The following is a 23,094-nucleotide window of genomic DNA, read 5'->3' as shown; positions in this document are numbered from 1 at the left end:
GCCCGGTAGCGCGCCACGCATGTAGCGCCGTCATCGATCATTAAACGCCCAGGTACGCGCGCCGGACGACATGATCTTGCGCAAGTTCGCGCATCGTGCCGCTGAAACGGATCTGGCCTTTTTCGAGCACGTACGCGCGGTCGCTGACCAGTTCGGCGAAATGCACGTTCTGCTCGGACAGCAGAATGGACAGACCCTCGCGCTTGAGTTCGAGGATCATGTTCGCCATCTGTTCGACGATCACGGGCGCGACGCCTTCGGACGGTTCGTCGAGCAGCACCAGATATGGATTGCCCATCAGCGTGCGCGACACGGTGAGCATCTGCTGCTCGCCGCCGCTCATCTGGCCGCCCGGACGCTTCGGCATTTCGCCGAGATTCGGAAACAGCTTGAAGAGCTTCCCGGGCGTCCACGACGGCGCGCCCGCGCGTGGCGGCTGGCGCCCCGTGTCGAGGTTCTCCATCACCGTGAGCGAAGAAAACACGCGCCGGTCTTCGGGCACATAGCCCAGACCCATGCGCGCGATCTTGTGCGGCGGCTGCGCGGAGATGTCAGCGCCGTCGAAATGAATCGAACCTTCGCGGCGCGGCATGAGGCCCATGATCGACTTCATCGTCGTCGATTTGCCCGCGCCGTTGCGGCCCATCAGCGCGACCACTTCTCCGCGCCCCACTTCGAGATTCACGTCGAAGAGAATATGCGCGCGTCCGTAGTACGCGTTCAGGCGTTCGACTTTCAGGATCGGTGCGTTCATTCTTGCCGCCCCGTCCTGCTTTCGGACGATAACGCCGCGCGCGGTTGAAACGTCTTGCCCGTGCCGAAGTACACGGCCTGCACGTTCGCGTCGTTGCGTATCGTGTCCGCGTCGCCTTCTGCGATCAGCTTGCCGCGCGCGAGCACGATCATCCGGTCCGCGCTCGCGAACACGACGTCCATGCTGTGCTCGGTGAACAGCACGCCGATGTTGCGTTCGACGGCGAGACGCTTCGTCAGCGTCATCAGTTCGCTGCGTTCCTGCGGCGCCATGCCCGCCGTCGGCTCGTCCATCAGCAGCAGCTTCGGACGATTCGCGAGCGCGACGGCCATTTCGACGCGCTTCACGTCGCCATAGGCGAGCACGCTGCACGCGCGCTGCGCGTGCGCAGCCATGCCGACCTGATCGAGCAATGCGAGCGCTTCATCCGCGAAGTGCGATGCTGCACGTTTCCACAAGCCATACAGACGCTTTTCGCGCGACACGAGCGCCATCTGCACGTTTTCGAGCACGGTCATCGAATTGAACGTCGCCGCGACCTGAAACGTGCGGCCGACGCCGCGCCGCCAGATATCGCGCGGACGCATGCCGACGAGTTCGTGACCGTCGAGCATCACGGAGCCGCGTGTCGGACGCAGTTGTCCGTTGACGATGTTGAAGCACGTCGATTTGCCCGCGCCGTTCGGGCCGATCAGCGCGAGCAGTTCGCCGGGGTTCACGTCGAATGAGACGTCGTCGACGGCTTTGACGCCGCCGAACGACATCGACAGATTCGATACGCGCAGAAGGCTCATTGCGTGCCTCCTTCTGTGCGCGTGTCGTCATGCTCGAAACGCTCGAAGCGATCGCGGATGAAGCCCACGATTCCCTGCGGAAACGCGATCACGAGCAACAGGATCGTGACGCCGAGCAACGCCTGCCAGTAATCCGTCTGACGCGCGACGGCATCCTGCAGCCACGTGAACAGCGCCGCGCCCGCGACAGGCCCCGTTAGCGTCGTGATGCCGCCGAGCAATACCATCACGAGACCATCGACGGAACGGCTCACGCTGATCACTTCCGGCGAGATCGTGCCTTTCGAAAACGCGTACAGCGAGCCGGCGAGTCCGCAGAACAGCGACGCGATCACGAACGCGGCCCATTGCACGCGCTTCGTATCGATGCCGATCGCTTCCGCGCGCAACGCCGAATCGCGCGACGCGCGCATCGCGTAGCCGAGCGGCGAGAACAGCATGCGACGCAACAGCCACACGCCGAGCACGGCGCACGCGAGCGTCAGGTAGTAATACGCGACCGGCGACGACAACCAGTTCGACGGCCACAAGCCGAGGATGCCGTTGCTGCCGCCCGTCACGTCGTCCCATTGATACACGACCGACCACACGATCTGCGCGAATGCGAGCGTGAGCATCGCCAGATAGACGCCCGACAGCCGCACGCAGAACCAGCCGAACACCAGCGCGCCGAGCATGGCGAGCAGCGGGCCGAGGACGAGCGCGGCTTCCATCGGCAGATCGAGCACTTTCAGGAAGAGCGCCGCGCCGTACGCGCCGAGGCCGAAGTACGCGGCATGACCGAACGAGTGCATGCCGCCCGGTCCCATGATGAAGTGCAGGCTCGCGGCGAACAGAACAGCGATCAGGATTTCGACGAGCAGCACGGGCGTATAGGGAAACGCGTTCGCGGCGAGCGGCGCGAGCACGAGTATGGCGAGCACGCAGACCGCGAGTGCTTTCAGTTGTTTGCTTGCGGGTCGCAAGGGCGCTTCGGGCGCGGTTGTCGCGCGCACGGTCGATGTCGGACGCCCGAGCAAACCCCACGGTCGCACGACGAGCACGACGGCCATCACGACGAACTCCGCGACGAGCGTGAAGCGGCTCAGCGACAGATCGATACCGAATAGCGACACATGCCCGATGCCGATGCACAGCGCCTTGATCTCGGCGATCAGGAGTGCCGCGATGAACGCGCCGGGAATCGAGCCCATGCCGCCGACCACGACGACGACGAATGCATTGCCGATGGTCTCGAGATCGAGCGACAGATTCGCCGACATTCGCGGACCCTGCAACGCGCCGCCCAGTCCCGCGAGAAACGCGCCGACGAAGAACACGCCTGTGAACAGCCACGCCTGGTTGATGCCGAGCGCGCCGAGCATCTCGCGGTCTTGAGTCGCTGCGCGGACGAGCGTGCCCCAGCGGGTTTTCGTCAACGCGTACCACAGCGCGAGCAGCACGAGCGGGCCGATGATGATCAGCGCGATATCGTAGGTTGGGAGTTGATGGCCGAGCAGCTCGACTGCGCCTGCGAGGTGCGGGGCGCGTGGGCCGAAGAGGTCTTGCGGGCCCCAGATGGCGAGTGCCGCGTCGCGGAAGATCAGGACTAGCGCGAAGGTCGCGAGCAGGTGGAAGAGTTCGGGTGCTTTGTAGATGCGTCGTAGCACGATGAATTCGACGAGTGCGCCGAGTATGCCGATTGTCAGTGCCGAGGCTACGACGGAGAGCCAGAAGCCTGTTGTCGTTGCGCCGAAGCGGCTCGTGATCGTGTAGGCGACGTAGACGCCCAGCATGTAGAAGGAGCCGTGCGCGAAGTTGACGATGCGGGATACGCCGAAGATGAGCGATAGACCCGCTGCCACGAGGAAGAGCGCCGAGGCGTCGGCGAGTCCGTTTACGAGTTGGACCAGGAGGTTCGGAAGCATTTTTGCCTGGCGGCGCATGGGGTTTTGGGTTGGGCAGCAGGTATACCTGAAATGTTCGTGGTTTGCAGAAGGTTTTTTTGTCTGCGACGCAGTCGCCATGCTGGCCTTTTTGTTCTTGGCTGCGACGCAGTCGCTGTCTGGGTTTTCTGGCTGCGCTGGCATCCGCGAATTCGTAGCGGTGCTTCAGGCGTTGCCCCTGTGCGGGGCGGCACCTACTTTTCTTTGCAGCGGTGTAAAGACTGGAGACATAGCTGACAGGTGTACAGGGACATGGTTGACACTTTCGGGTAATCAAACGCCCGGATTCAACCATGCCCTGGGAAGCAAAAAACACCATGAATCTCCGCGAAGAATTCGTCAGCCTGGCCGCCACACAGGCTCTGTCATTCAGCGAGCTATGCCGGCGCTACCGGATCAGCCGCCAGACCGGCTACAAGTGGCTGGACCGTCACAAGGCCGAAGGCCCCGGCGGGCTGGCCGACCGCTCCCGACGCCCGCACCACAGCCCCCTGCGCTCACCTGAACACATCGAAGCGCGGGTGCTGGAACTGCGTCGCGAACATGGCTGGGGCGGACGCAAGATCGAACGGCGCCTGAAGGATCTGGGCGAGACTGAGGTGCCCGCGCCCGCCACGATCACCGAAATCCTGCGCCGCCACGGGCTCATCGATGAACAGGCGTCGCAGCAGCGCCAGCACTGGCAGCGCTTCGAGCACGCGCATCCGAACCTGCTGTGGCAGATGGACTTCAAGGGCGACGTCCAGACGCTGAAGGATGGGCGCTGCATGCCGCTGACGGTCATCGACGATCACTCGCGCTACAACCTCGTGCTCAGCGCCTGCTCGCGTACGACCACACAGGTCGTGCAGGCCGCGCTTGAGCGCGCGTTCCGCTGCTACGGGCTGCCTGCGCGCATCAACACCGACAACGGCGCGCCGTGGGGCTCGCCCAGCGCGCCGGGGCAGCTCACCGAACTCGCGGTCTGGCTGATCCGGCTGGGCATCCTGGTGAGCTACAGCCGGCCGTATCACCCGCAGACCAATGGCAAGGACGAACGGTTTCACCGCACGCTGAAGGCCGAAGTGCTGGACCGGCAGGCCTTCAGCACACATGCGCACATGCAGCAGGCACTGGATCGCTGGCGGCACGTGTACAACGTCGAACGTCCGCACGAGGCACTCGGGATGGCCACGCCCATTACCCGCTACGCGTGCAGCCTGCGCGCGATGCCCGGGCGGGTGCCCGAGCCCGAATACGGCTGTGGCGATGAAGTCTTACGGGTCAATGCCAGCGGCGTGGTGCGCCTGCGCGGCCAGAAACTGAAGCTGTCGATCGCGCTCAAGGGGCTGCAGGTAGCAGCCCGCATGAGCGAGAAGGAAGACGGGGTGATCGAGATCTGGTTCGCCCATCAGCGGGTCGCCAAACTTGACCTGAAGGCACCCAAACCCTGACCATCAGGTGTCAACGATGTCCCCGTACATGTGTCAACCATGTCTCCAGTCTGTACACAGCGGCAAAGAAAAGTAGGCAAAAGAAAGCCGCTTTTGTACCTCCGGTGCCTGCCACGATAACGGCACGGCGCACTTTCTTTGAGCCGTCGCGCAGCGACGCAAACACTCCGTAGAAAGCCCGCAGTCAGGCGCGCGCGGCGCAAAAGATGACATCCACCTGGGGCACATTCGGTCGGCTTGTTTTTGTGCGTTTGCCGTCAGTTGATTGCGGCGGTATGTGCTCCAGACTGTGTGGGGTTTTCGCGCCGTGCGCGGTTGACTGCGGGCTTTCTACGGAGTGGGGACGTCGCTGCGCGACAGGTCGACTGCGGCATGCCGAAAGCGCTATCCTGGTAGGCACCGGAGGTTCAAAAGCGGCTTTCTTTTGCCTACTTTTCTTTGCCGCTGCAAAGAAAAGTAGGTGCCGCCCCGCACAGGGGCAACGCTAATAAACCGACACGAAAAAGCGGATGCCAGCGCAGCAAAACCCGCGTATGCCAGCGCAGCAAACACAAAAAAGCCGCGCAGACGAAAAAAGTCCACACGGCTCCGCAGAAGAAGAACAGCAAAAAAACCAGAACCGCGCCGCCTCAGGCGCCCCCTTCCTGATCTTGCTCTTTAAAAACCTTATCAGCCAGATGAAAAGCAGAATTAGCGGCGGGCACGCCACAGTAGATAGCAGTCTGCAGCAAAACCTCTTTAACCTGCTCCCGAGTAACCCCATTATTCCGCGCAGCGCGAAGATGCAAAGCAAGCTCCTCGCTGCGATTAAGCGCAACCATCATCGCGATGGTCAAAAGGCTCCGCGTATGCCGCGGCAACCCCTCTCGCGTCCAGATCTCCCCCCACGCATACCGTGTGATGAAATTCTGAAACTCCTCGGTCACTTCAGTGCGATTCGCCAGCGAACGATCCACATGCGCATCGCCCAGCACTGCGCGGCGCACCTTCATGCCCGCTTCGTAACGTTCTTCGTCGTTCATCGTTGTCCCTTCAGGAAATCGAGTACCGTCTTCGTGAACGTGTCGGCCACTTCGATGTTCGAAATGTGCGACGCATCCAGTTCGACGTATCGCGCACCCGGAATCGCAGCAGCCAGTTCGCGACCCTGCGCAGGCGTCGCGGCGAGATCGTGCGTGCCGGAAATCACCAGCGCCGGTGCCTTGATACCAGGCGCCTCAGGCCGCAAGTCAGTCGCGTTGATCGCCTCGCAATTCAGCGCATAACCTTCCTTGTCGGTGTGCACAAAAACATCGCGGACATAGTTGTACACGAGCGGCTCGCGCGCAATGAACTCCGCCGTGAACCAGCGCGGCAGCACGGCTTCCGACAACGTCAGCATCCCTTCCGTACGCGCCCGCGCCGCACGCGGCACCCACACTTCCGGCGAACCGATGCGCGCCGCCGTGTTGCACAGCACGACGCGATCGATACGATCCGCGTAACGCGCCGCGAGACCGATGCCCGTCAGCCCGCCCATCGAGATCCCGCAAAAATTCGCGCTTGCGATCTTCAACGTGTCGAGCAGGCCGATCACATCGCCCGTCAGAAGCTCGATCGAATACGGTCCCTTCGGCGCTTCCGAATGACCATGGCCGCGCGTGTCGTAACGCAGCACGCGGAAATGCTTCGCGAGTTCGGCGACTTGCGGCGTCCACATCGACAGGTCCGTGCCGAGCGAATTCGACAGCACCAGCCACGGCGCATTGCCGTGCCGGTCGCCGTCGATCCGGTAATGAAGCTCGATGCCATTGACTGCGGCGTAAGGCATTCCTTTACTCCTGATGTTGGTTCACGCGTTCTTGCGCGCGGTATGAAGAGCCAGCACGGCGTCCACGAAAGCGTGCGCGCTGCCCACGTAATGCGCCGGATCGAGCAGGCGTTTCAGTTGCTCGACGGGCAAGTGCTGAGTGACGGATGCATCGGCGGCGAGCACGTCGAACAAGGTCTTGCCGCTTTTCACAGCCTCTTTCGACGCATGCTCGACGAGATGATGCGCATCCATCCGGCCGATCTTGTCGCCGAGCGCAAGCATCACCGCTTCGCCGAGAATCAGGCCGTGCGTCACGTCGAGATTCGCGGCGAGCCGCTCGACGTTCACTTCGAGTCCCTTCGCGATCTGTTCGATATTCGCGAGCGCGCCGCCCGCGAGACGCGCGAGATCAGGCAGCGCGTCCCATTCGGCCTGCCAGCCGCCGAGCGCGCGTTCGTGCTCCTGCACCATGCCCGCGAACACCGTCGCGACGAGTCCCGGCGCGCGCGTCGCCGCCGTCAGCACAGCCGCGCAGCCAACCGGATTGCGCTTGTGCGGCATCGTCGACGAACCGCCTTTGCCTGCGGCAACCGGTTCGCCGAGTTCGCCGAGTTCGGTCTGCATCTGCAGCGAGATATCGCGTGCGATCTTGCCGAGCGTGCCGATCAGCATGCCGAAAAACGACGCCGCTTCGGCAATGCGGTCGCGCTGCGTGTGCCACGGCACGGCCGGAAGCTGGAGCTTCAGTTCCTGCGCAAGCGCTTGCGCGACCACGCCGCCCTTGTCGCGCAGACTCGCGAGCGTGCCCGCCGCGCCGCCGAATTGCAGCACGAGCGCGCGCTCGCGCAACGCGTCGAGTCGCTCGCGATGACGCAGCAATGCATCGAGCCATTGCGCGAACTTCAGACCGAGCGTGATGGGCAGCGCCTGTTGCAGCCATGTGCGGCCGATCATCGGCGTCGCGCGATGCCGTTGCGCGAGCGCGGCGATCGCGTCACACGTGGAGAGAAGCGCGCCGTCGAGCAGATCGAACGCGTCGCGCAGTTGCAGGACGGTCGCCGTATCGATGATGTCCTGGCTCGTCGCGCCCCAATGGACGAATTTCGACGCCTGCGCGTCGGCGTCCTTGACGCGCGCGGTCAGCTGTTTGACGAGGGGAATCGCGAGATTGCCGCCGAGCGCGGCGTCGCGCACGAGCGCGTCGGCGTCGAGCTTGTCGGCATGACAGGTCGCTTCGATCGCGGCGACAGCCGATTGCGGAATCACGCCATGAGCTGCCGAAGCGCGCGCGAGCGCCGCTTCGACATCGAGCATCCGTTGCAGCGTCGCGCGCGGCGACCAGATGTCGTTCATCGGCTGCGTGCCGCAGATCAGGCCAGTCAAGCGGGCGCTAGCTTCTAGCATGATGTTCAGTGCGTTGGATGAATGCGCGTTGGGTTCGCGCAAAAAGCGCGCGGCGTTCGGTTTCATTGTCGCCGAACGCCGCGGCGAAATCACGCGCGCATTTGCGCACGTGCTTGCGTGACATGTCGAGGCCGCCTGCGGGCGAACCTCAGGCCGCGCGAGCCTGCTGCGTGCCGTCGATCAGCGCGACGCCCGTCAGCTTCTCCAGTTCCGCGAAATCGATATCCGAGAAGATTTCGCGCACGACGAGGCCGTCCTTCGTCACGTCGATCATCGCGAGGTCCGTATAGATGCGGTCTACGCAGCCGACGCCCGTCACCGGGTACGAGCACTCGGCGACGATCTTGCTTTCGCCCTGCTTCGTCAGATGCTCCATCATCACGAACACCTGCTTCGCGCCGATGGCCAGATCCATCGCGCCGCCGACAGCGGGAATCGCGTCGGGCGCGCCCGTATGCCAGTTCGCGAGGTCGCCCGTCGCCGATACCTGGAACGCGCCGAGCACGCAGTAGTCGAGATGGCCGCCGCGCATCATCGCGAACGAATCCGAATGATGGAAGAACGCGCCGCCCGTCAGCAGCGTGACGTGCTGCTTGCCGGCGTTGATCAGTTCGTCGTCTTCCTCGCCTTTCGCGGGCGCCGGGCCCATGCCGAGCAGGCCGTTTTCGCTGTGCAGGAAGATTTCCTTGTTGGCGTCGAGGTGGTTCGCCACCAGCGTCGGCACGCCGATGCCGAGGTTCACGTAAGCGCCTTCAGGAATGTCCTGCGCGACGCGCTTCGCCATTTCATCGCGGGTCAGTCGTTTCATGTCAGGTCTCCTCAGGCGGCTTGTTCAGGGCGTTGAGTCAGATGCGCAGCTTGCGGCACTTCGACGATGCGCTGCACGAAAATGCCCGGCGTCACGATCACTTCAGGGTCGAGTGCGCCGAGCGGCACCACTTCCGATACCTGCACGATCGCCGTCTTCGCGGCGCTCGCCATGATCGGGCCGAAGTTGCGCGCGGTCTTGCGATACACCAGATTGCCCCAGCGGTCGCCCTTGTACGCCTTGATCAGCGCGAAGTCGGCGTGCAGCGGCGCTTCGAGCACGTAATGCTTGCCGTCGATTTCACGCGTTTCCTTGCCTTCCGCGAGCTTCGTGCCGTAGCCCGTCGGCGTGAAGAAGCCGCCGATGCCCGCGCCCGCCGCGCGAATGCGCTCGGCGAGATTGCCCTGCGGCACGAGTTCCAGTTCGATTTCGCCCGCACGATAGAGCGCGTCGAACACGTACGAGTCCGTCTGACGCGGGAACGAGCAGATGATCTTGCGCACGCGCTTCGCGTTCAGCAGCGCGGCGAGGCCCGTGTCGCCGTTGCCGGCGTTGTTGTTGACGATGGTGAGTTCTTTGGCGCCCTGCTCGATGAGCGCGTCGATCAGCTCGGACGGCATGCCCGCCGTACCGAACCCGCCGATCATGACGGTCGCGCCGTCATGCACGTCGGCGACCGCCGACTGGAGTGACTCGAAAATCTTGTTGATCATGTCGAATATCCTCTGGAACGCGTCGTTCCGCGCCGCGCGATCCGCCGATTCCCAGACGGAATGCGCGCCGGACGGTCTCCACGTCCGCTTACGTCCTTCATGTCCTGCTGACGGCATGCAGACCTGCTGCAGGCCGCATGTGTTGGGTTCGTCGTGCGCCTCTTCTGCACCGTGCCGAACTCCGAAAAGTTCTATATGCGAACACAGTTTCGTTTAGCGAACGTACCGGCGCATTATGGTTTGCGCTCGCGTCTCTTGTCAAGGCAAGGGTTTCTGTGGTTTGCCCTGATGCCGATCGATCACAGATCAATTGCGAAACGGCAGTCCGACGTAATTCTCTGCCAGCATCCGCGACGCTGCATCCGAACTCGTCACATAACGCAGTTCCGCCAGCTTCAGCCGCTCGACGAAAGGCGAGTCGTCGAGCGACGGATGCAGCATGTTCGTCATGAAGTACGAGAAATGCTCGGCGCGCCAGACGCGTTCGAGGCACGTCGCCGAATACGCGTGGAGCAGATCGTCACGGGCTTCACGATAGTGCGCGGCGAGCGCCTTCGACAGCACGCGCACGTCGGCGACGGCCAGGTTCATGCCTTTCGCGCCCGTCGGCGGCACGATGTGCGCGGCGTCACCGGCCAGAAAGAGCCGGCCGTACTGCATCGGCTCGCAGACGAAGCTGCGCATCGGCGTGACGCCTTTCTGCGTGATGTCGCCGATCGCGGGCAGCCAGCCGTCGTCGTTGGCGAAGCGCGCGTGGAGTTCGGCCCAGATGCGTTCGTCGGGCCACTGCGCGAGGTCTTCGTCGGGACGGCATTGCAGATAGAGACGCGTCACATCGGGCGAACGCATGCTGAACAGCGCGAAACCGCGCGCATGATGCGCATAGACGAGTTCGTCGCAGTTCGGCGAGGCGTCGGTGAGAATGCCGAGCCACGCGTACGGATAGATGCGCTCGAAGTTTTGCAGCGCGTCGCGGGGAATCGATTCGCGCGAGACGCCGTGGAATCCGTCGCAGCCCGCCACATAGTCGCAATCGATACGCTGCACTGCGTCATCGTGCGTGAACTGTACCCACGGCTTGTCTGTGGCGAGATCGTGCAGTGCGACATCGGAGACATCGAAGCGCAGCGCCTGCTCATGCTCGACAGCCGACGCGATCATGTCGCGCACCACTTCGTGCTGGCCATAGACGGTGATCGCGCGGCCGCCCGTCAGCGTCGTCAGATCGATGCGATGGCGTTTGCCGTCGAACAGCAGTTCGATGCCGTGATGGATCAGCCCTTCGCGCTGCATCCGCGCGCCGAGGCCGGCTTCGTTGAGCGTATCGACGGTGCCCTGTTCGAGCACGCCCGCGCGGATCCGATGCTCGCAGTGATCGCGCGACCGGCTCTCCAGCACAATCGATTCGATGCCCGCGAGCCGCAACAGATGTGAGAGCAGCAGACCGGCGGGGCCTGCGCCGATGATCGCCACTTGAGTACGCATAGACGTATCTCCTTCCTTCTTTCTTATTGGAGTATTCAAGGCCTCCAATCGATTCTCGTCGCTTTCCCGTATATGCTTTGGCGAGATTTCCGCGGTAGCCTGTATACGATTTATAGATAATGCGCGGCTCAATGCCAATGACGCGCCCCAGCATGGCCGAACTCGATCTCAACCTGATTCCCTACCTCGTCGCGCTCGAAGACATGCGCAACGTGAGCCGCGCCGCCGAACGTCTCGGCGTGAGCCAGCCGCGCGTGAGCACCGCGCTTGGCCGGCTGCGCGAATACTTCAACGATCCGCTGTTCGTGCGCACGTCGCGCGGCATGGAGCCGACGCCCCGAGCACTCGCGCTGATTCCCGCCGCGCGCGAAGCACTCGCGCGCATCGAGAAGGGCATGCTCGAATCGCAGGACTTCGATCCCGCGACGTCGACGCAGACCTTTTCGCTCGCGCTGTCCGATGTCGGCGAAATCGTGTTTTTGCCGCGTCTCTTGCAACTGTTCGCCGAACGTGCGCCGCATGCGAATCTGCGTTCGGTGTCGCTGCCGCCCGCGCATGTCGAACGAGGACTGGAGTCGGGCGATATCGATCTCGCCGTCGGCTACTTTCCCGATCTGTCCGGCAACAACTTCTTTCAGCAGCGTCTGTTCACGCACCGCTTTATCTGCCTGATGCGCAGCGATCATCCGCTGGCGGGCGCGCCGCTGACGCTCGAACAGTTCATCGCACTGGGGCATGCCGTCGTGCGTGCCGAGGGGCGCAGCCAGGAAGTGCTCGAACAGTATCTGGAGAAGAAGCGCATCCGCCGACGCGCCGTGCTGGAGACGCCGCACTTCATGAGCCTGCCGTTCATTCTTGCGCGCACCGATCTGATCGCGACGGTGCCGCACGCGATCGGCTTCGCGTACGTGTCGGAACACGCGTCGATCACGCTGGTCGAACCGCCTTTGCCGTTGCCCCGATTCGACTTGCGCCAGCACTGGCATCGCAAGTTTCACAACGATCCGCGCGCGGGCTGGCTGCGCGGCGTGGTCGCCGAGCTGTTCAACGACGCGAAGGACGAGTGGCCGAAATAGCGTTTGCATCAGGCCGTGATGCATATCCATATTGGGCGTAGGGCCAGGAAACATGGAACAATGCCTCAACGTGCGATGCGCGATTTACTGGAACTGGAGCGAAGGATGACTACGAAGAAAACAACGCCCACCGACGCACCCGGCCGGCCGTCCCGGGAGGAAGCCGAAGAAGCCGTGCGCACGCTGCTGCGCTGGGCGGGCGACAATCCTCAGCGCGAGGGGTTGCTCGATACGCCTGCGCGCGTCGTGCGAGCGTATGAGGAATTTTTCGCGGGCTACAACGTCGAGCCGCGCGACATACTGGCTCGCACGTTTTCCGAGGTGGACGGCTACGACGAGATGATCGTGCTGAAGGACATTCGCTTCGAGAGTTATTGCGAGCATCACATGGTGCCGATCATCGGGCGGGCGCATGTTGCTTATTTGCCTGAGCATCGCGTGGTGGGGATTTCCAAGCTGGCGCGGCTTGTCGATGCGTTTGCCAAGCGGCTGCAGATTCAGGAAAAGATGACCGTGCAGATCGCCGATACGCTCAACGAAGTATTGCAGCCGAAGGGCGTCGGGGTGATTCTCGAAGCGTCGCATCAGTGTATGTCGACGCGCGGCGTGCATAAGGCTGGGGTCGAGATGGTGACGTCCCGGATGCTCGGGACTTTTCGCTCCGATGCCTCTACGCGGAGGGAGTTTTTGTCTATCGTAAATAGTCCTACTTCCGTTAGTGTTGCTAATACGTAGCGTTTTTTTTGTCTGCGACGCTAGTCGCCATTCTGGTTTTTTGCCTTTTTGCTTTTTGGTTTTTGCTGCGCTGGCATCCGCGAATTCGTATCGGTGCTTCTCGCGTTGCCCCTGTGCGGGGCGGCACCTACTTTTCTTTGCAGCGGCAAAGAAAAGTAGGCAAAAGAAAGCCGCTTCAAACCTCCGGTGCCTGCCAAGATAACGCCACGGCACACGTTCCTTGAGCTGTCGCGCAGCGACGCGAACACTCCGTAGAACGCCCGCAGTCAAGCGCGCGCGGCGCGAAAGATGACATCCACCTGGGGCACATTAGGTCAGCACGTTTTTTTGCATTTGCCGTCAGTTTGATTGCGGCGGTATGTGCTCCAGACTGTGTGGGGGCTTTTCGCGCCGTGCGCGGTTGACTGCGGGCTTTCTACAGAGTGCGGAGGTCACTGCGCGATAGCTCAACTACGGCATGCTGAAGCGCTTTCCTGGCAGGCACCGGAGGTTCAAAAGCGGCTTTCTTTGGTTACTTTCTTTGCCGCGGCAAAGAAAGTAACTGCCGCCCCGCACAGGGGCAACGCTAATAGACCGATACGAAACCGCGGATGCCACCGCAGCAAAAAGCAAAAAAACAAAAAGCAAAACCAGAATGGCGACTGCGTCGCAGACAAAAAACCTATCTCGTAGCAAGCACCACAGCCGCGAGCACGCACCCAACCCCAACAACCTGCGCCCCACCAACAGCCTCCCCCAACACGCCAACGGCAAGCACAAGCGCCGACACAGGCACCAATGCCGTGACAACTCCTGCTTCCGCGCCGCTGAGGCGCGCAGCCCCCGCATACCAGAGCACAAACCCAACCACGGTAGGAACAAGCGCGTAATACACGACACCTGCAATCGCATGAACAAAAACAGCATCGAATGGCAACAACCAAGGCTGCTCATAAAAAGCAGGCCCGATAGCCACGAGAAACCCGATGCCGCTCATCAGCGCCGACAACGGCAACGCCGCGACCGGCGTCCGCAGCTTGCGATTGAGCAGAATAAACAGCGCCTCGCAGACAATCGCGGCAAACACCAGCGCATTACCCACAAAAGAGTGCCCGCTGCCCGAACCATCAGCAAGCTCACCAACACGCACAGTACAAACGATCACACCCAAAGTCGCGAGCACGATCGCCGCAAGCAAGGCGCGAGATAAACGCTCGCCAAGAGCCAACGCCGCGAACGCGGCAGACACTGCAGGCAACGTCCCCGCAATCACCCCCGCATCAGCCGCCGACGCGAGCCGCATTCCGCCGATCAGGCAAACCGTATAACCGACACTTCCCGCGCCCGCCTGCGCGATCACGAGCAACGCATCGCGCGCGCCGAGCTTCGGCCATCGAACCTTCAGCACGCGCATCATCGCGAGAAAAATCGGAAACGCAATCGCAAAGCGCAACGCGGTCGCCGAGAACGGCGGCAGGCCGCCCGCAATCGCCTTGCTGACCACCACAGTGCTGCCCACGCCAATCATCGCCAGCGCGCAAAAGGTATAGCCGGTGTAACGCGCGTTCATGCCGCCGTCTCCTCATAACGAACGATGCGGCAAGCGTACGGTTCGCGTCGACGCGCGGTCTTGAACGTTATTGCAGAGAGTCGGAATGCAGCTGGATGGATCAGCGGACAGCCGCTGCGTAGCCCGCAGGCGTCACGCCCAGCAGTCGCACGAACGCGCGCGTCATGTGGCTTTGATCGGAGAAACCTGCCGAGACAGCGGCATCCGCGAGCGATGTGCCGAGCGCGATCAATTGCCGCGCCAGCGCGACCCGACGCTGCATCCGGTACGCATGCGGCGGCAACCCCACTTCGTGCGCAAAAGTACGCAACAGCTGGAAACGGCTCATGCCGGCTTCGGCAGCGAGATCGGCGAGCGTCGATGGCGACGCGGGATCGTCGTCGATACGGCTCTTTGCGCGCGCAACCGAACCATTGCGTTCCGTGCATGGCGGCGCCGACGTCGCGTAATGCCGGCCCACATGCGCGAACAACGCGAGCAACGCTTCTTCGCAAGCGAGATTGTCGGAAACCGAGCCGTCGTTCGTGTCGCGCGCAGCCACGGCAAACAGGCGCGCAAAGCACATCGACAATTTCGGATCGTTCAGCACCGGCCGCGTCAATTCCACTTCTCGCAGCGGTGTCTGCGCGCATTCGGCAAGCGTCGCGGCGACGAGCGACGGCGCGAAATACAGCATCCGCCACGCGCGTCCGTGTTCGTCGAGCGGACTGCCGTCATGGACTTCGCCGGGATTGACGGTGATGACATCCGTCGCGCGCGCTTCGACGGGACCGCGTCCACTCGCCGAACGCTGCCCGCCCGCGATCACCACGCCGATGCCGAAACGATCGTGAGAATGACGGGCGAACGCGTGCGTCGTGTGCGCGACGGTCGCTTCGACGCCGTCGAGCGCGCAGCGCAGCATCTGAACGCGTCCGCGCGGTTTCATCGTTTCAACCGCCTGAGCAGAAGAAAAGACGAGTGCGCATCAACGCCGGCCCTCGTCGTTACGGCTGCGCTCGCCTTCGCGGATCTTGCCCTGAGACACGCTGCTGCCAGGCGGCACGCTATGCGTGAGCCACACGTTGCCGCCGATCACCGAGCCGCGTCCGATCGTCACGCGGCCCAGAATCGTCGCGCCCGCGTAAATCACGACGTCGTCTTCGACGATCGGGTGACGCGATTTGCCCTTCACGAGCGTGCCGTCGTCTTCCGCGGCGAAGCTCTTTGCGCCGAGCGTTACCGCCTGATAGACACGCACGCGCTCGCCGATGATCGCCGTTTCGCCGATCACGACGCCCGTGCCGTGATCGATGAAGAAGCTCGGGCCGATCTGCGCGCCGGGGTGAATGTCGATGCCCGTCGCCGAATGCGCGATCTCGTTGATAAAGCGCGCGAGCAGCGGCACGCCGAGCTTGTGCAGCGCATGCGCGAGCCGGTGATGCGTCATCGCCCACACGCCCGGATAGCACAGCAGAATTTCCGTGATGTGCTGCGCGGCGGGGTCGCCGACATACGCGGCCTGAATATCGCTGACCAGCAACGCGCGGATGCCGGGCAACTGCTTGCCGAACTCGCGCGCGACATCGAATGCGCGCGTGCTCAGATCAGCATCCGATGTCTCCGCGTGTTCGGGCAAAAAACGCAGCGCGCGGCGAATCTGTTCGGCGAGCAGACGAAGCGTGCTTTCGAGCGTATGGCCGACGTAGTAGTCGACGCTTTCGTCGGTGAGATCGGGCGCGCCGTAATGCGTCGGGAACAGCGCGGCGCGCAGTCCCTGCACGATGTTGATCACGCCGTCGCGCGAAGGCAGCTCGCGAATGCCGCGCGGATGACGCGTGCGATGCAGTTCTTCACGCGACGCGCGCAATTCGGCGACGATCTGTTCGAGGCCCCAGTTGTGGGAAGAAACGTTTGACATGGCGAGGACGGCAGTTGCGGGCGGGCCGCAACGAAAGTGAATTGTCCCCAGAGATTACCGCGTTTCGCCGCGCGTCGCCGGAGCCTGGTGCGATTTGCATAAGGAATGGCTCATGCAGACGAATCGATGCATGCGCGGCAGTGCGTAGCAGATGACGTGCTAGACGGTGATACTGCTTGCGTCAATCCAGCGCACTGCCCAGTCGCGCGCGTGGGCGATAGCAGCGGCTTCGTCGGTAAAGCGGAGATCGGTGGGGAAGAAGCGGTTGGCGACCAGTTCGCCATCGCTCGATCGCGAGACGACCACATACGGTTGCCAAGTTCCATCGCCTGAACGCGCCGGCGCGCAGTTCAGCAAGTAGCCACGATGTGTGAATGCAGCATCAACGTGCATGAGTCACCCGCCCCTGACTGCCTCATAGATGGTCCTTTTTCGCGAGTGCGATGCCAGGTATCGAAGCAACCGGCGAGACTGCCGCGGGAATACTCTTATGTGGTCTTGCTGCACTCGAACCAAGATCATACTCTGTAGGAAAAGAGCGTCCACCAAAAAAATTCGTAAAAAATTTCCGCTTGCGCGAAGCACCGTCACGCGCGCTTCGCCAGGTAATCGGGCGCTCACGCGGAACGACTTTTGCTCGTATCCTGTGCTTCAGGCACTAGTCAAAGGAGGGCGTCAAATGAGCCTCAACACCCGCAAAGTACCTGCGACGCAATCGGGAACCGACGTCGCGCGCAACGCCGCGATGCATAACGACCGCACGCACGACAGCACCGTCGATACCGACAGCAAGAACCACGAAGCGGCGCGCATCGCTGGCCACGCGCCGATCGGCCCCGACGAAGTCACGACGAGCAATGCGTCGCTCGTCAACAGCATCCCCGACGATCCGTTTGCGGAACTGGCGGGATTCGACAGCCGTATCGGCGGAAACCATCTGCTGCTCGCGCTGGAGCCCGGCTATCGTGTGATCGACAAGGGCATGCTCGCGCCCGAGGTCGTCGAGCAATTCGAAGATCGCTTTCACGAGCCGCGCACCCATTCCGGCGAGCGCATGCGCAGCGGCCGCATGCACTACGCGCTCAACCATCAGCGGCCGACGCGCGTGATCGAGCTCGAACGCGTGAAGTGAGCGGTTGTGTGTAGATTGTCATGTGACGCGTCATCTTCGGAGCGCGTCACATGTCTTCAGCGCATTGTTTTCAGCGTGACGAACGTGCATGCGATTCGAAACTGCCGGTTTCGTGATTTCGTCGCGCGCGCATCTTTTTCCCGCTTCAAACGGTCGGCACAATCGGCGCAATTCCATTCACGGAGCGAAAGATGAGCAGAATCGTCGTGATCGGCGCAACGGGCACGCTCGGCCGTGCAGTCGCCACCGAACTCAAAGCGCGGCATGAAGTGATCGAAGTCGGCGCGACGCGCGGCGCGCATCAGGTCGACAGCACGGACCCGGCGAGTGTCGAACGGCTGTTTGAAGCGCTCGGCAAAGTGGACGGCGTCGTCACGACGACGGGCAAGGTTCACTTCGGCCCGCTGCCCGAGATGACCGTCGAGCAATTCTGGGTCGGCCTGCGCGACAAGCTGATGGGACAGATCAACGTCGTGCTCGCCGCGCAGAAGTACATGAACGACGGCGGCTCGTTCACGCTGACGAGCGGCATTCTCGCCGACGAGCCGATCCGCCTGGGCGCCAGCGCGACCACCGTGAATCTCGCGCTCGAAGGGTTCGTGCGCGGCGCGGCGATCGAACTGCCGCGCGGCATCCGCATCAACGTCGTCAGTCCGACTGTGCTGACGGAATCGATGGACAGCTACGCGCCGTTCTTCCGCGGCTTCGAGCCCGTCGATGCGAAGAAAGCGGCGCAAGCGTATTTGCGCAGTGTGGAAGGTGCGCAGACGGGGCGCGTGTATCGCGTCGGGGAATAGAAGTTTTGCTGCAAGTCAGTTGGCGAGCGCACGTTTCGCATACGCTCGCCGACCTTTCTTCGTTCAGTGGATTTCCGGCTCTTCTGTCGAAGCGCTCGCGCCGCCTGCGCCGTCGCGTTGCAGGAAATCGAAGTCACAACCCTTGTCCGCCTGCAGCACGTGCACCTGATGCATCGCGCCGTAGCCACGCGAAAACCGCGGCGCGGGCGCGATCCACGCGGCCTTGCGGCGCGCGAGTTCTTCATCCGATACCAGCACGTTCAGCTTGCGCTGCGGCACGTCGAGTTCGATCAGATCGCCGTCGCGCACCAGCGCAAACGGCCCGCCGATAAACGATTCCGGCGCCACGTGCAGCACGCACGCGCCATAGCTCGTGCCGCTCATGCGCGCGTCGGAAATGCGCAGCATGTCGCGCACGCCTTTCTTCAACAGCTTCTGCGGGATCGGCAACTGGCCCCACTCGGGCATGCCCGGCGCACCGACGGGGCCCGCGTGCTGCAACACGATCACGCAGTTTTCATCGATATCGAGTTCGTCGCTATCGATGCGCGCAGCCATGTCGTTGTAGTCGCTGAACACCACCGCGCGGCCCGTATGCACGAGCAGGTGTGGTTCAGCCGCGCCCGGCTTGATCACTGCGCCATCCGGCGCGATGTTGCCTCTCAGCACGGCAAGTCCGTTGTCCGGCATCAGCGGATTGGCGCGGCGACGAATCACGTCGTCGTTGAAAATCTGCGCGCCTTCGAGGTTTTCGCCGATCGTGCGTCCGTTCACCGTCTTCTGCGAGCGGTCGATCAGGTCGCCGAGTTCCGCCAGCATCGCCTGCAAACCGCCTGCGTAGAAAAAGTCTTCCATCAGATACGCGCCCGTCGGCCGGATGTTGGCCAGCACGGGCGTGTGGCGCGAAATGCTGTCGTAACGGTCGAGCGTGAGATGGATGCCGGCGCGACGCGCCAACGCAATCATGTGCACGATCGCATTCGTCGATCCCGACAGCGCGAGGCACGTCGTCACGGCGTTATCGATCGATTTCGCCGTGAGAATGTCCGACGGCTTCAGGTCTTCCCACACCATGTCGACGATACGCATGCCCGTTTTCGCGGACATCTGCGCGTGGCGCGAATCGGGTGCGGGAATCGACGCGAAACCCGGCAGCGTGAAGCCGAGCGCTTCGGCGGCGCTTGTCATCGTCGAGGCCGTGCCCATTGTCATGCAGTGGCCGGGCGAGCGCGCGATGCCGCCTTCCACGCCATGCCAGTCTTCTTCCGTGATCTTGCCCGCGCGCAGATCGGCCCAGTACTTCCACGTGTCGGAACCGGAGCCGAGCGTCGCGCCGTTCCAGTTGCCGCGCAGCATCGGTCCGGCGGGCAGGAAAATGGTGGGCAGATCCATCGAGATCGCGCCCATCAGCAGCGCGGGCGTGGTCTTGTCGCAACCGCCCATCAGCACGACGCCATCGGCAGGATACGAGCGCAGCGTCTCTTCCGCTTCCATCGCGAGGAAGTTGCGGTAGAGCATCGTCGTCGGTTTCTGGAACGGCTCGGACAGCGTCTGCACGGGCAGCTCGATCGGGAAGCCGCCCGCCTGCCAGATGCCGCGCTTCACTTCTTCCACACGCTGCTTGAAATGCGTGTGGCACGGATTCATCTCGCTCCACGTATTGAGGATCGCGATGACCGGCTTGCCCGCGTACTCTTCACGGCTGTAGCCCATCTGCGCAGTCCGCGAGCGATGGCCGAACGACCGCAGATCGTTCACGCCATACCAGCGGTGGCTGCGCAGTTCTTCGGGGGTTTTGCGTTTCTTCGTCTGATCGTTCGACACAACCTCTCCTACCGGCGCTGCTCCTTCACGCGCGACACGATCTGCGTCGGGCTCACGAACTGCAGCGCGATCAATACCCAGATGAGCGTGATCGCCATATAGATCATCGCCATTGCGTCGATCGATTGCGGCGCACGCACGCCCGTTGAAAACACAGCGTAATACAACGCGACGACGAGCGTCTGCGTCGCCGGTCCCGCCGTAAAGAACGTCAGCTCGAACATGCCGATCGTGCGCACCAGCACCAGCAGACCCGCAGCAAGCATGCCCGGCACCAGCAGCGGCAGCAGGATGTAGCGGAAATAGCGGAACGTGTTCGCGCCGAAGATGCGCGCCGCCGATTCGAGATTCGGATCGATCTGCTCGATGAACGGCGTCATCACGAGAATGACGAACGGCAGTGCGGGCACGAGGTTCGCGAGTATCACGCCGCTCAACGTGCCGGCGAGCCCGATCTTGTACATCACGGTCGCCATCGGAATGCCGTACGTGACGGGCGGCACCATCAGCGGCAGCAGGAACGCGAGCATCGCGAAACGCTTGCCGCGGAACTGCACGCGAGCGAGCGCATACGCGGCGGGCACGCCCAGCAGAATGGACAGCAGTACGACCGCGCCGACCACTTCGACCGTCACCCACAGCACGGACGCGAGCTGGAAATCACTCCATGCCTGCGCGTACCAGTGCAGCGTGAAGCCCTGCGGCAGCAGCGTGCCGAACCAGCGCGTCGCAATCGAGTTGACCGCGACCGTCGCGATCAGCAGCACGATATTGAGCAGGAAGAAAATCATCGCGCCCCAGACGAGCGCCTTGTACACGCGATCGCGCAGACTGACGTGCGGTTTCATCGATTTCACCGTTTGCCCTTGCGGCGCAGCGGGCCACGGATGCGCGACTTGATGATCGGATGCCATCAGCCCTTACCTCCCGTCGCCGGTCCAACATAGAAGAAGCGGCGCGCGCCGAGCATCGCGGCGACGATCACCAGTTGCACGAATCCCATCACGATTGCGATCGCCGAAGCCATCGAATAATCGTAGCTTTCGAACGCGGCCTCGGCGGCGGCGATCGATATCACCCGCGTCGGTCCCGCTGGCGCACCCAGCAGCACCGCCGACGGAAACACCGAAAACGCCTGCACGAACGACAGACACGCCGCCATCGTCAGCCCCGGCAATAGCAGCGGCAGATAGATCTGACGGAACTGCTGCCACGGATTCGCGCCGAGCGTCGCGGCAGCGCTTGCGAGTGTCGGATCGATACCCGTCACGTACGAAAGCGTCAGCAGAAACGCGAACGGAAAGCCCGACACGATGAGCGAAATCAACACGCCCCAGAAGTTGTGCGTGAGGCGCACTTCGTCGCTATAAAGATGCAGTCCGAGCACCGTCTGCGAAAACCAGCCGTTCGGACCGAAGTACGTGAGCATGCCGTCGGCGATCAGCACGGTGCCGAGCGTGACGGGAATCACGAGCAAAGTTGTGACGAACTTCTGGTACGGCGACGGACGCCGCAGCGCGAACGCCACGGGCACCGACACACCGACATTGATCAACGTAGCGGGCACGGCGAGCTTCAACGTGACGATGATGGTTGGCCACATCGACGTGTCGCTGAAGAACTTCGCGTAGTTCGCCCACATGCCGCCGCCTTCCATCGGGCTGAAAGACAGCACGAGGCCATAGGCGAACGGATAGACGAACAGCGCAAGAATGAACAGCAAGGCGGGCGACACGAGCCACGCCTTGCCGTCGCGCGGCGCGGCGGGCGCCGACGCGGCAGCGGGCGTCAGCGTGCTCATGACGGCTCTCCGTCGTAGACGAGCGTACGCGCCGGCGGCACGCGCAGCGTGACGCGCTCGCCTTCCGCAAACTCGCCGGCGACGCGCGCCCACAGTTCGCCGAACGCGCTCTTCACGCGGATCAGCGAATCGCGGCCGCCGTATTCGACGGTCGTGACCTGCGCGTCGAACGCATTTTCCGAACCGGGCGCGGCGCGCTCCATATCTTCGGGACGCAGGGCAACGGATACACGCTTGCTATTGAAGCCTTCCATGGCCATGCCGATCAGGCGCACGCCGTTCGCTTCCACAGCAACGCCTTCGCCCTGCGTGCCTTCGAGCGTGAACGGCAGCACATTGCGATAGCCCATGAAGCGCGCGACGTGCAGATTCTTCGGACGTCCGTAGACTTCCTTCGGCGTCGCAACCTGCTGCACGACACCTTCTTTCATCACGACGATGCGATCGGCCATCGACAGCGCTTCGTCCTGGTCGTGCGTCACATAAATGGTCGCGCGATCCAGTTGCGTATGGATACGGCGAATCTCGGCGCGCATTTCGATGCGCAGCTTCGTGTCGAGATTCGACAGCGGCTCGTCCATCAGGATGAGCGGCGGCTCGATCACGATTGCGCGCGCAATTGCGACGCGCTGCTGCTGGCCGCCCGACAGCTGGCCGGGGAGCTTCTTCTCGTGACCGACCAGTTGCACGAGTTGTAGTGCTTCGCGTGCGCGTTTCGCCGTTTCCGCCTTGCCGACGCCGCGCATCTTCAGACCGAAGCCGACGTTGTCGAGCACGGACATATGCGGAAACAGCGCGTAGTTCTGGAACACCATGCCGAAGCCGCGCTTTTCGGGCGGCAGCACGTCGATACGCTTTTCGTCGAGCCAGATGCCACCGCCCGTCAGCGGCTGCAAGCCCGCAATGCAGTTGAGCGCCGTCGATTTGCCGCAGCCCGAAGGCCCCAGCAGCGCGATGAATTCGCCACGGCGGATATTCAGATCGAGGCCCTGCAACGCAGCCACGGAATGCCCTTCGGTATTCACGAAACTGCGGCAGACCGATTCGAGGCGCAACTGTTCAAAGTGATGCTTCATGATCGCTTCCCTACGATGTTGCATGGCCGCGCCGACGTGCGGCCCGTCGATACAAATCCAGTCACAAACCCAGTCACAAGCACCGATGCGCACGCG

General features: G+C 62.8%; 23 protein-coding genes. 6 read left to right on the top strand and 17 right to left on the bottom strand.

Annotation, left to right across the window (positions count from 1 at the left end):
* Positions 1 to 40 precede the first annotated feature (40 nt).
* Genes QEN71_RS18135 through QEN71_RS18125 form a run of 3 tightly spaced genes read right to left on the bottom strand, consistent with a single transcriptional unit; the run spans position 41 to position 3,455 of the window.
* Positions 41 to 754 (bottom strand): ABC transporter ATP-binding protein, encoded by a 714-nt coding sequence (locus QEN71_RS18135; protein ID WP_201659811.1) that lies wholly within the window; start codon positions 752 to 754, stop codon positions 41 to 43.
* Positions 751 to 1,548, bottom strand: a complete 798-nt coding sequence (locus tag QEN71_RS18130; protein ID WP_201659813.1) for an ABC transporter ATP-binding protein — start codon at positions 1,546 to 1,548, stop codon at positions 751 to 753. The genes QEN71_RS18135 and QEN71_RS18130 overlap by 4 nt, the downstream gene beginning before the upstream one ends.
* Positions 1,545 to 3,455: an ABC transporter permease gene (locus tag QEN71_RS18125; protein WP_201659815.1), complete on the bottom strand. Its 1,911-nt coding sequence runs from the start codon at positions 3,453 to 3,455 to the stop codon at positions 1,545 to 1,547. Before QEN71_RS18125 ends, QEN71_RS18130 begins: the two co-directional genes overlap by 4 nt.
* 311 nt (positions 3,456 to 3,766) lie before the next feature.
* On the opposite strand from QEN71_RS18125, the gene QEN71_RS18120 reads away from it, so the two are divergent.
* Positions 3,767 to 4,906 (top strand): IS481 family transposase, encoded by a 1,140-nt coding sequence (locus QEN71_RS18120; protein WP_201654201.1) that lies wholly within the window; start codon positions 3,767 to 3,769, stop codon positions 4,904 to 4,906.
* Between the two features lie 629 nt (positions 4,907 to 5,535).
* On the opposite strand, the gene pcaC is transcribed toward QEN71_RS18120, so the two are convergent.
* Genes pcaC through QEN71_RS18105 form a run of 3 tightly spaced genes read right to left on the bottom strand, consistent with a single transcriptional unit; the run spans position 5,536 to position 8,102 of the window.
* Positions 5,536 to 5,928 carry a 4-carboxymuconolactone decarboxylase gene (pcaC, locus tag QEN71_RS18115; RefSeq protein WP_201661813.1) on the bottom strand — a complete coding sequence of 131 codons (393 nt, stop codon included), beginning with the start codon at positions 5,926 to 5,928 and terminating at the stop codon, positions 5,536 to 5,538.
* Positions 5,925 to 6,716, bottom strand: coding sequence for a 3-oxoadipate enol-lactonase (gene pcaD / locus QEN71_RS18110; RefSeq protein WP_201661810.1), 792 nt, complete (start codon positions 6,714 to 6,716; stop codon positions 5,925 to 5,927). Before pcaD ends, pcaC begins: the two co-directional genes overlap by 4 nt.
* A 21-nt stretch (positions 6,717 to 6,737) precedes the next feature.
* Positions 6,738 to 8,102, bottom strand: a complete 1,365-nt coding sequence (locus QEN71_RS18105; protein WP_201661807.1) for a 3-carboxy-cis,cis-muconate cycloisomerase — start codon at positions 8,100 to 8,102, stop codon at positions 6,738 to 6,740.
* Here QEN71_RS18105 and QEN71_RS18100 point away from each other — a divergent pair.
* Positions 8,041 to 8,223, top strand: a complete 183-nt coding sequence (locus tag QEN71_RS18100) for a hypothetical protein (protein ID WP_201661825.1) — start codon at positions 8,041 to 8,043, stop codon at positions 8,221 to 8,223. The two genes, QEN71_RS18105 and QEN71_RS18100, sit on opposite strands and share 62 nt — an antisense overlap.
* A 27-nt stretch (positions 8,224 to 8,250) precedes the next feature.
* Here QEN71_RS18100 and QEN71_RS18095 read toward each other — a convergent pair whose 3' ends face one another.
* The 3 genes from QEN71_RS18095 to QEN71_RS18085 all read right to left on the bottom strand — a co-directional run bounded on the left by QEN71_RS18095 (position 8,251) and on the right by QEN71_RS18085 (position 11,108).
* Complete coding sequence (locus tag QEN71_RS18095; RefSeq protein ID WP_028368184.1) at positions 8,251 to 8,910, bottom strand: 3-oxoacid CoA-transferase subunit B; 660 nt, start codon at positions 8,908 to 8,910, stop codon at positions 8,251 to 8,253.
* Positions 8,911 to 8,921: 11 nt separating this feature from the next.
* Entirely contained in the window at positions 8,922 to 9,623 is a 702-nt protein-coding gene (locus QEN71_RS18090; protein ID WP_201661804.1) for a 3-oxoacid CoA-transferase subunit A, read from the bottom strand.
* A 306-nt stretch (positions 9,624 to 9,929) separates the two neighbouring features.
* Positions 9,930 to 11,108, bottom strand: a complete 1,179-nt coding sequence (locus QEN71_RS18085) for a 4-hydroxybenzoate 3-monooxygenase (RefSeq protein ID WP_201661801.1) — start codon at positions 11,106 to 11,108, stop codon at positions 9,930 to 9,932.
* 152 nt (positions 11,109 to 11,260) lie between these two features.
* Here QEN71_RS18085 and QEN71_RS18080 point away from each other — a divergent pair, with 152 nt between their 5' ends.
* Together QEN71_RS18080 and folE are read left to right on the top strand one after the other, a co-directional pair.
* Positions 11,261 to 12,184, top strand: coding sequence for a LysR family transcriptional regulator (locus QEN71_RS18080; protein ID WP_201661798.1), 924 nt, complete (start codon positions 11,261 to 11,263; stop codon positions 12,182 to 12,184).
* 105 nt (positions 12,185 to 12,289) lie between these two features.
* Positions 12,290 to 12,919: a GTP cyclohydrolase I FolE gene (folE, locus tag QEN71_RS18075; protein ID WP_201661822.1), complete on the top strand. Its 630-nt coding sequence runs from the start codon at positions 12,290 to 12,292 to the stop codon at positions 12,917 to 12,919.
* Between the two features lie 661 nt (positions 12,920 to 13,580).
* Here the strand turns inward: folE and QEN71_RS18070 are convergent.
* From QEN71_RS18070 to QEN71_RS18055, 4 genes are all read right to left on the bottom strand, one after another.
* Positions 13,581 to 14,468 (bottom strand): DMT family transporter, encoded by an 888-nt coding sequence (locus QEN71_RS18070; RefSeq protein WP_201661795.1) that lies wholly within the window; start codon positions 14,466 to 14,468, stop codon positions 13,581 to 13,583.
* Between the two features lie 100 nt (positions 14,469 to 14,568).
* Positions 14,569 to 15,396, bottom strand: a complete 828-nt coding sequence (locus tag QEN71_RS18065; protein WP_201661792.1) for an AraC family transcriptional regulator — start codon at positions 15,394 to 15,396, stop codon at positions 14,569 to 14,571.
* Between the two features lie 39 nt (positions 15,397 to 15,435).
* A complete protein-coding gene (epsC, locus tag QEN71_RS18060) occupies positions 15,436 to 16,368 on the bottom strand; it encodes a serine O-acetyltransferase EpsC (protein WP_201661789.1) in 933 nt (310 codons plus the stop codon).
* 159 nt (positions 16,369 to 16,527) lie between these two features.
* Positions 16,528 to 16,761, bottom strand: a complete 234-nt coding sequence (locus QEN71_RS18055; protein WP_201661786.1) for a hypothetical protein — start codon at positions 16,759 to 16,761, stop codon at positions 16,528 to 16,530.
* A gap of 286 nt (positions 16,762 to 17,047) precedes the next feature.
* Between QEN71_RS18055 and QEN71_RS18050 the strand changes: the two genes are divergently transcribed.
* Together QEN71_RS18050 and QEN71_RS18045 are read left to right on the top strand one after the other, a co-directional pair.
* On the top strand, positions 17,048 to 17,500 hold the full coding sequence (locus QEN71_RS18050) for a DUF3005 domain-containing protein (protein ID WP_201661783.1): 453 nt from the start codon (positions 17,048 to 17,050) through the stop codon (positions 17,498 to 17,500).
* A gap of 191 nt (positions 17,501 to 17,691) precedes the next feature.
* Entirely contained in the window at positions 17,692 to 18,297 is a 606-nt protein-coding gene (locus QEN71_RS18045; protein ID WP_201661780.1) for a short chain dehydrogenase, read from the top strand.
* Between the two features lie 63 nt (positions 18,298 to 18,360).
* Here the strand turns inward: QEN71_RS18045 and araD are convergent, their stop codons facing one another.
* From araD to QEN71_RS18025, 4 genes are read right to left on the bottom strand one after another with little or no spacing between them, the layout of a single operon-like run.
* The gene (gene araD, locus QEN71_RS18040; protein WP_201661778.1) at positions 18,361 to 20,121 is read right to left on the bottom strand and encodes an L-arabinonate dehydratase; all 1,761 of its coding nucleotides are present in this window, start codon (positions 20,119 to 20,121) and stop codon (positions 18,361 to 18,363) included.
* A gap of 8 nt (positions 20,122 to 20,129) precedes the next feature.
* Positions 20,130 to 21,035 (bottom strand): ABC transporter permease, encoded by a 906-nt coding sequence (locus QEN71_RS18035; protein ID WP_201661774.1) that lies wholly within the window; start codon positions 21,033 to 21,035, stop codon positions 20,130 to 20,132.
* A complete protein-coding gene (locus QEN71_RS18030; RefSeq protein WP_201661771.1) occupies positions 21,035 to 21,922 on the bottom strand; it encodes an ABC transporter permease in 888 nt (295 codons plus the stop codon). Before QEN71_RS18030 ends, QEN71_RS18035 begins: the two co-directional genes overlap by 1 nt.
* Entirely contained in the window at positions 21,919 to 22,998 is a 1,080-nt protein-coding gene (locus QEN71_RS18025; protein WP_201661768.1) for an ABC transporter ATP-binding protein, read from the bottom strand. The genes QEN71_RS18030 and QEN71_RS18025 overlap by 4 nt, the downstream gene beginning before the upstream one ends.
* Positions 22,999 to 23,094: the final 96 nt, after the last annotated feature.

The organism is Paraburkholderia sabiae, from assembly GCF_030412785.1.
Taxonomy (GTDB): domain Bacteria; phylum Pseudomonadota; class Gammaproteobacteria; order Burkholderiales; family Burkholderiaceae; genus Paraburkholderia; species Paraburkholderia sabiae.
Note: the sequence above shows the minus strand (reverse complement) of the source record. Positions and strands in the feature narration are given on the sequence as shown.

Coding starts and splice junctions, on each gene's coding strand:
- pcaC (WP_201661813.1), bottom strand. CDS start 5,928: ATGAACGACGAAGAACGTTACGAAGCGGGCATGAAGGTGCGCCGCGCA.
- epsC (WP_201661789.1), bottom strand. CDS start 16,368: ATGTCAAACGTTTCTTCCCACAACTGGGGCCTCGAACAGATCGTCGCC.
- QEN71_RS18045 (WP_201661780.1), top strand. CDS start 17,692: ATGAGCAGAATCGTCGTGATCGGCGCAACGGGCACGCTCGGCCGTGCA.
- QEN71_RS18065 (WP_201661792.1), bottom strand. CDS start 15,396: ATGAAACCGCGCGGACGCGTTCAGATGCTGCGCTGCGCGCTCGACGGC.
- pcaD (WP_201661810.1), bottom strand. CDS start 6,716: ATGCCTTACGCCGCAGTCAATGGCATCGAGCTTCATTACCGGATCGAC.
- QEN71_RS18050 (WP_201661783.1), top strand. CDS start 17,048: ATGAGCCTCAACACCCGCAAAGTACCTGCGACGCAATCGGGAACCGAC.
- QEN71_RS18025 (WP_201661768.1), bottom strand. CDS start 22,998: ATGAAGCATCACTTTGAACAGTTGCGCCTCGAATCGGTCTGCCGCAGT.
- QEN71_RS18100 (WP_201661825.1), top strand. CDS start 8,041: ATGTCGTTCATCGGCTGCGTGCCGCAGATCAGGCCAGTCAAGCGGGCG.
- QEN71_RS18085 (WP_201661801.1), bottom strand. CDS start 11,108: ATGCGTACTCAAGTGGCGATCATCGGCGCAGGCCCCGCCGGTCTGCTG.
- QEN71_RS18070 (WP_201661795.1), bottom strand. CDS start 14,468: ATGAACGCGCGTTACACCGGCTATACCTTTTGCGCGCTGGCGATGATT.
- QEN71_RS18125 (WP_201659815.1), bottom strand. CDS start 3,455: ATGCTTCCGAACCTCCTGGTCCAACTCGTAAACGGACTCGCCGACGCC.
- folE (WP_201661822.1), top strand. CDS start 12,290: ATGACTACGAAGAAAACAACGCCCACCGACGCACCCGGCCGGCCGTCC.
- QEN71_RS18135 (WP_201659811.1), bottom strand. CDS start 754: ATGAACGCACCGATCCTGAAAGTCGAACGCCTGAACGCGTACTACGGA.
- QEN71_RS18105 (WP_201661807.1), bottom strand. CDS start 8,102: ATGCTAGAAGCTAGCGCCCGCTTGACTGGCCTGATCTGCGGCACGCAG.
- QEN71_RS18130 (WP_201659813.1), bottom strand. CDS start 1,548: ATGAGCCTTCTGCGCGTATCGAATCTGTCGATGTCGTTCGGCGGCGTC.
- QEN71_RS18080 (WP_201661798.1), top strand. CDS start 11,261: ATGGCCGAACTCGATCTCAACCTGATTCCCTACCTCGTCGCGCTCGAA.
- QEN71_RS18055 (WP_201661786.1), bottom strand. CDS start 16,761: ATGCACGTTGATGCTGCATTCACACATCGTGGCTACTTGCTGAACTGC.
- QEN71_RS18035 (WP_201661774.1), bottom strand. CDS start 21,035: ATGGCATCCGATCATCAAGTCGCGCATCCGTGGCCCGCTGCGCCGCAA.
- QEN71_RS18090 (WP_201661804.1), bottom strand. CDS start 9,623: ATGATCAACAAGATTTTCGAGTCACTCCAGTCGGCGGTCGCCGACGTG.
- QEN71_RS18030 (WP_201661771.1), bottom strand. CDS start 21,922: ATGAGCACGCTGACGCCCGCTGCCGCGTCGGCGCCCGCCGCGCCGCGC.
- QEN71_RS18095 (WP_028368184.1), bottom strand. CDS start 8,910: ATGAAACGACTGACCCGCGATGAAATGGCGAAGCGCGTCGCGCAGGAC.
- QEN71_RS18120 (WP_201654201.1), top strand. CDS start 3,767: ATGCCCTGGGAAGCAAAAAACACCATGAATCTCCGCGAAGAATTCGTC.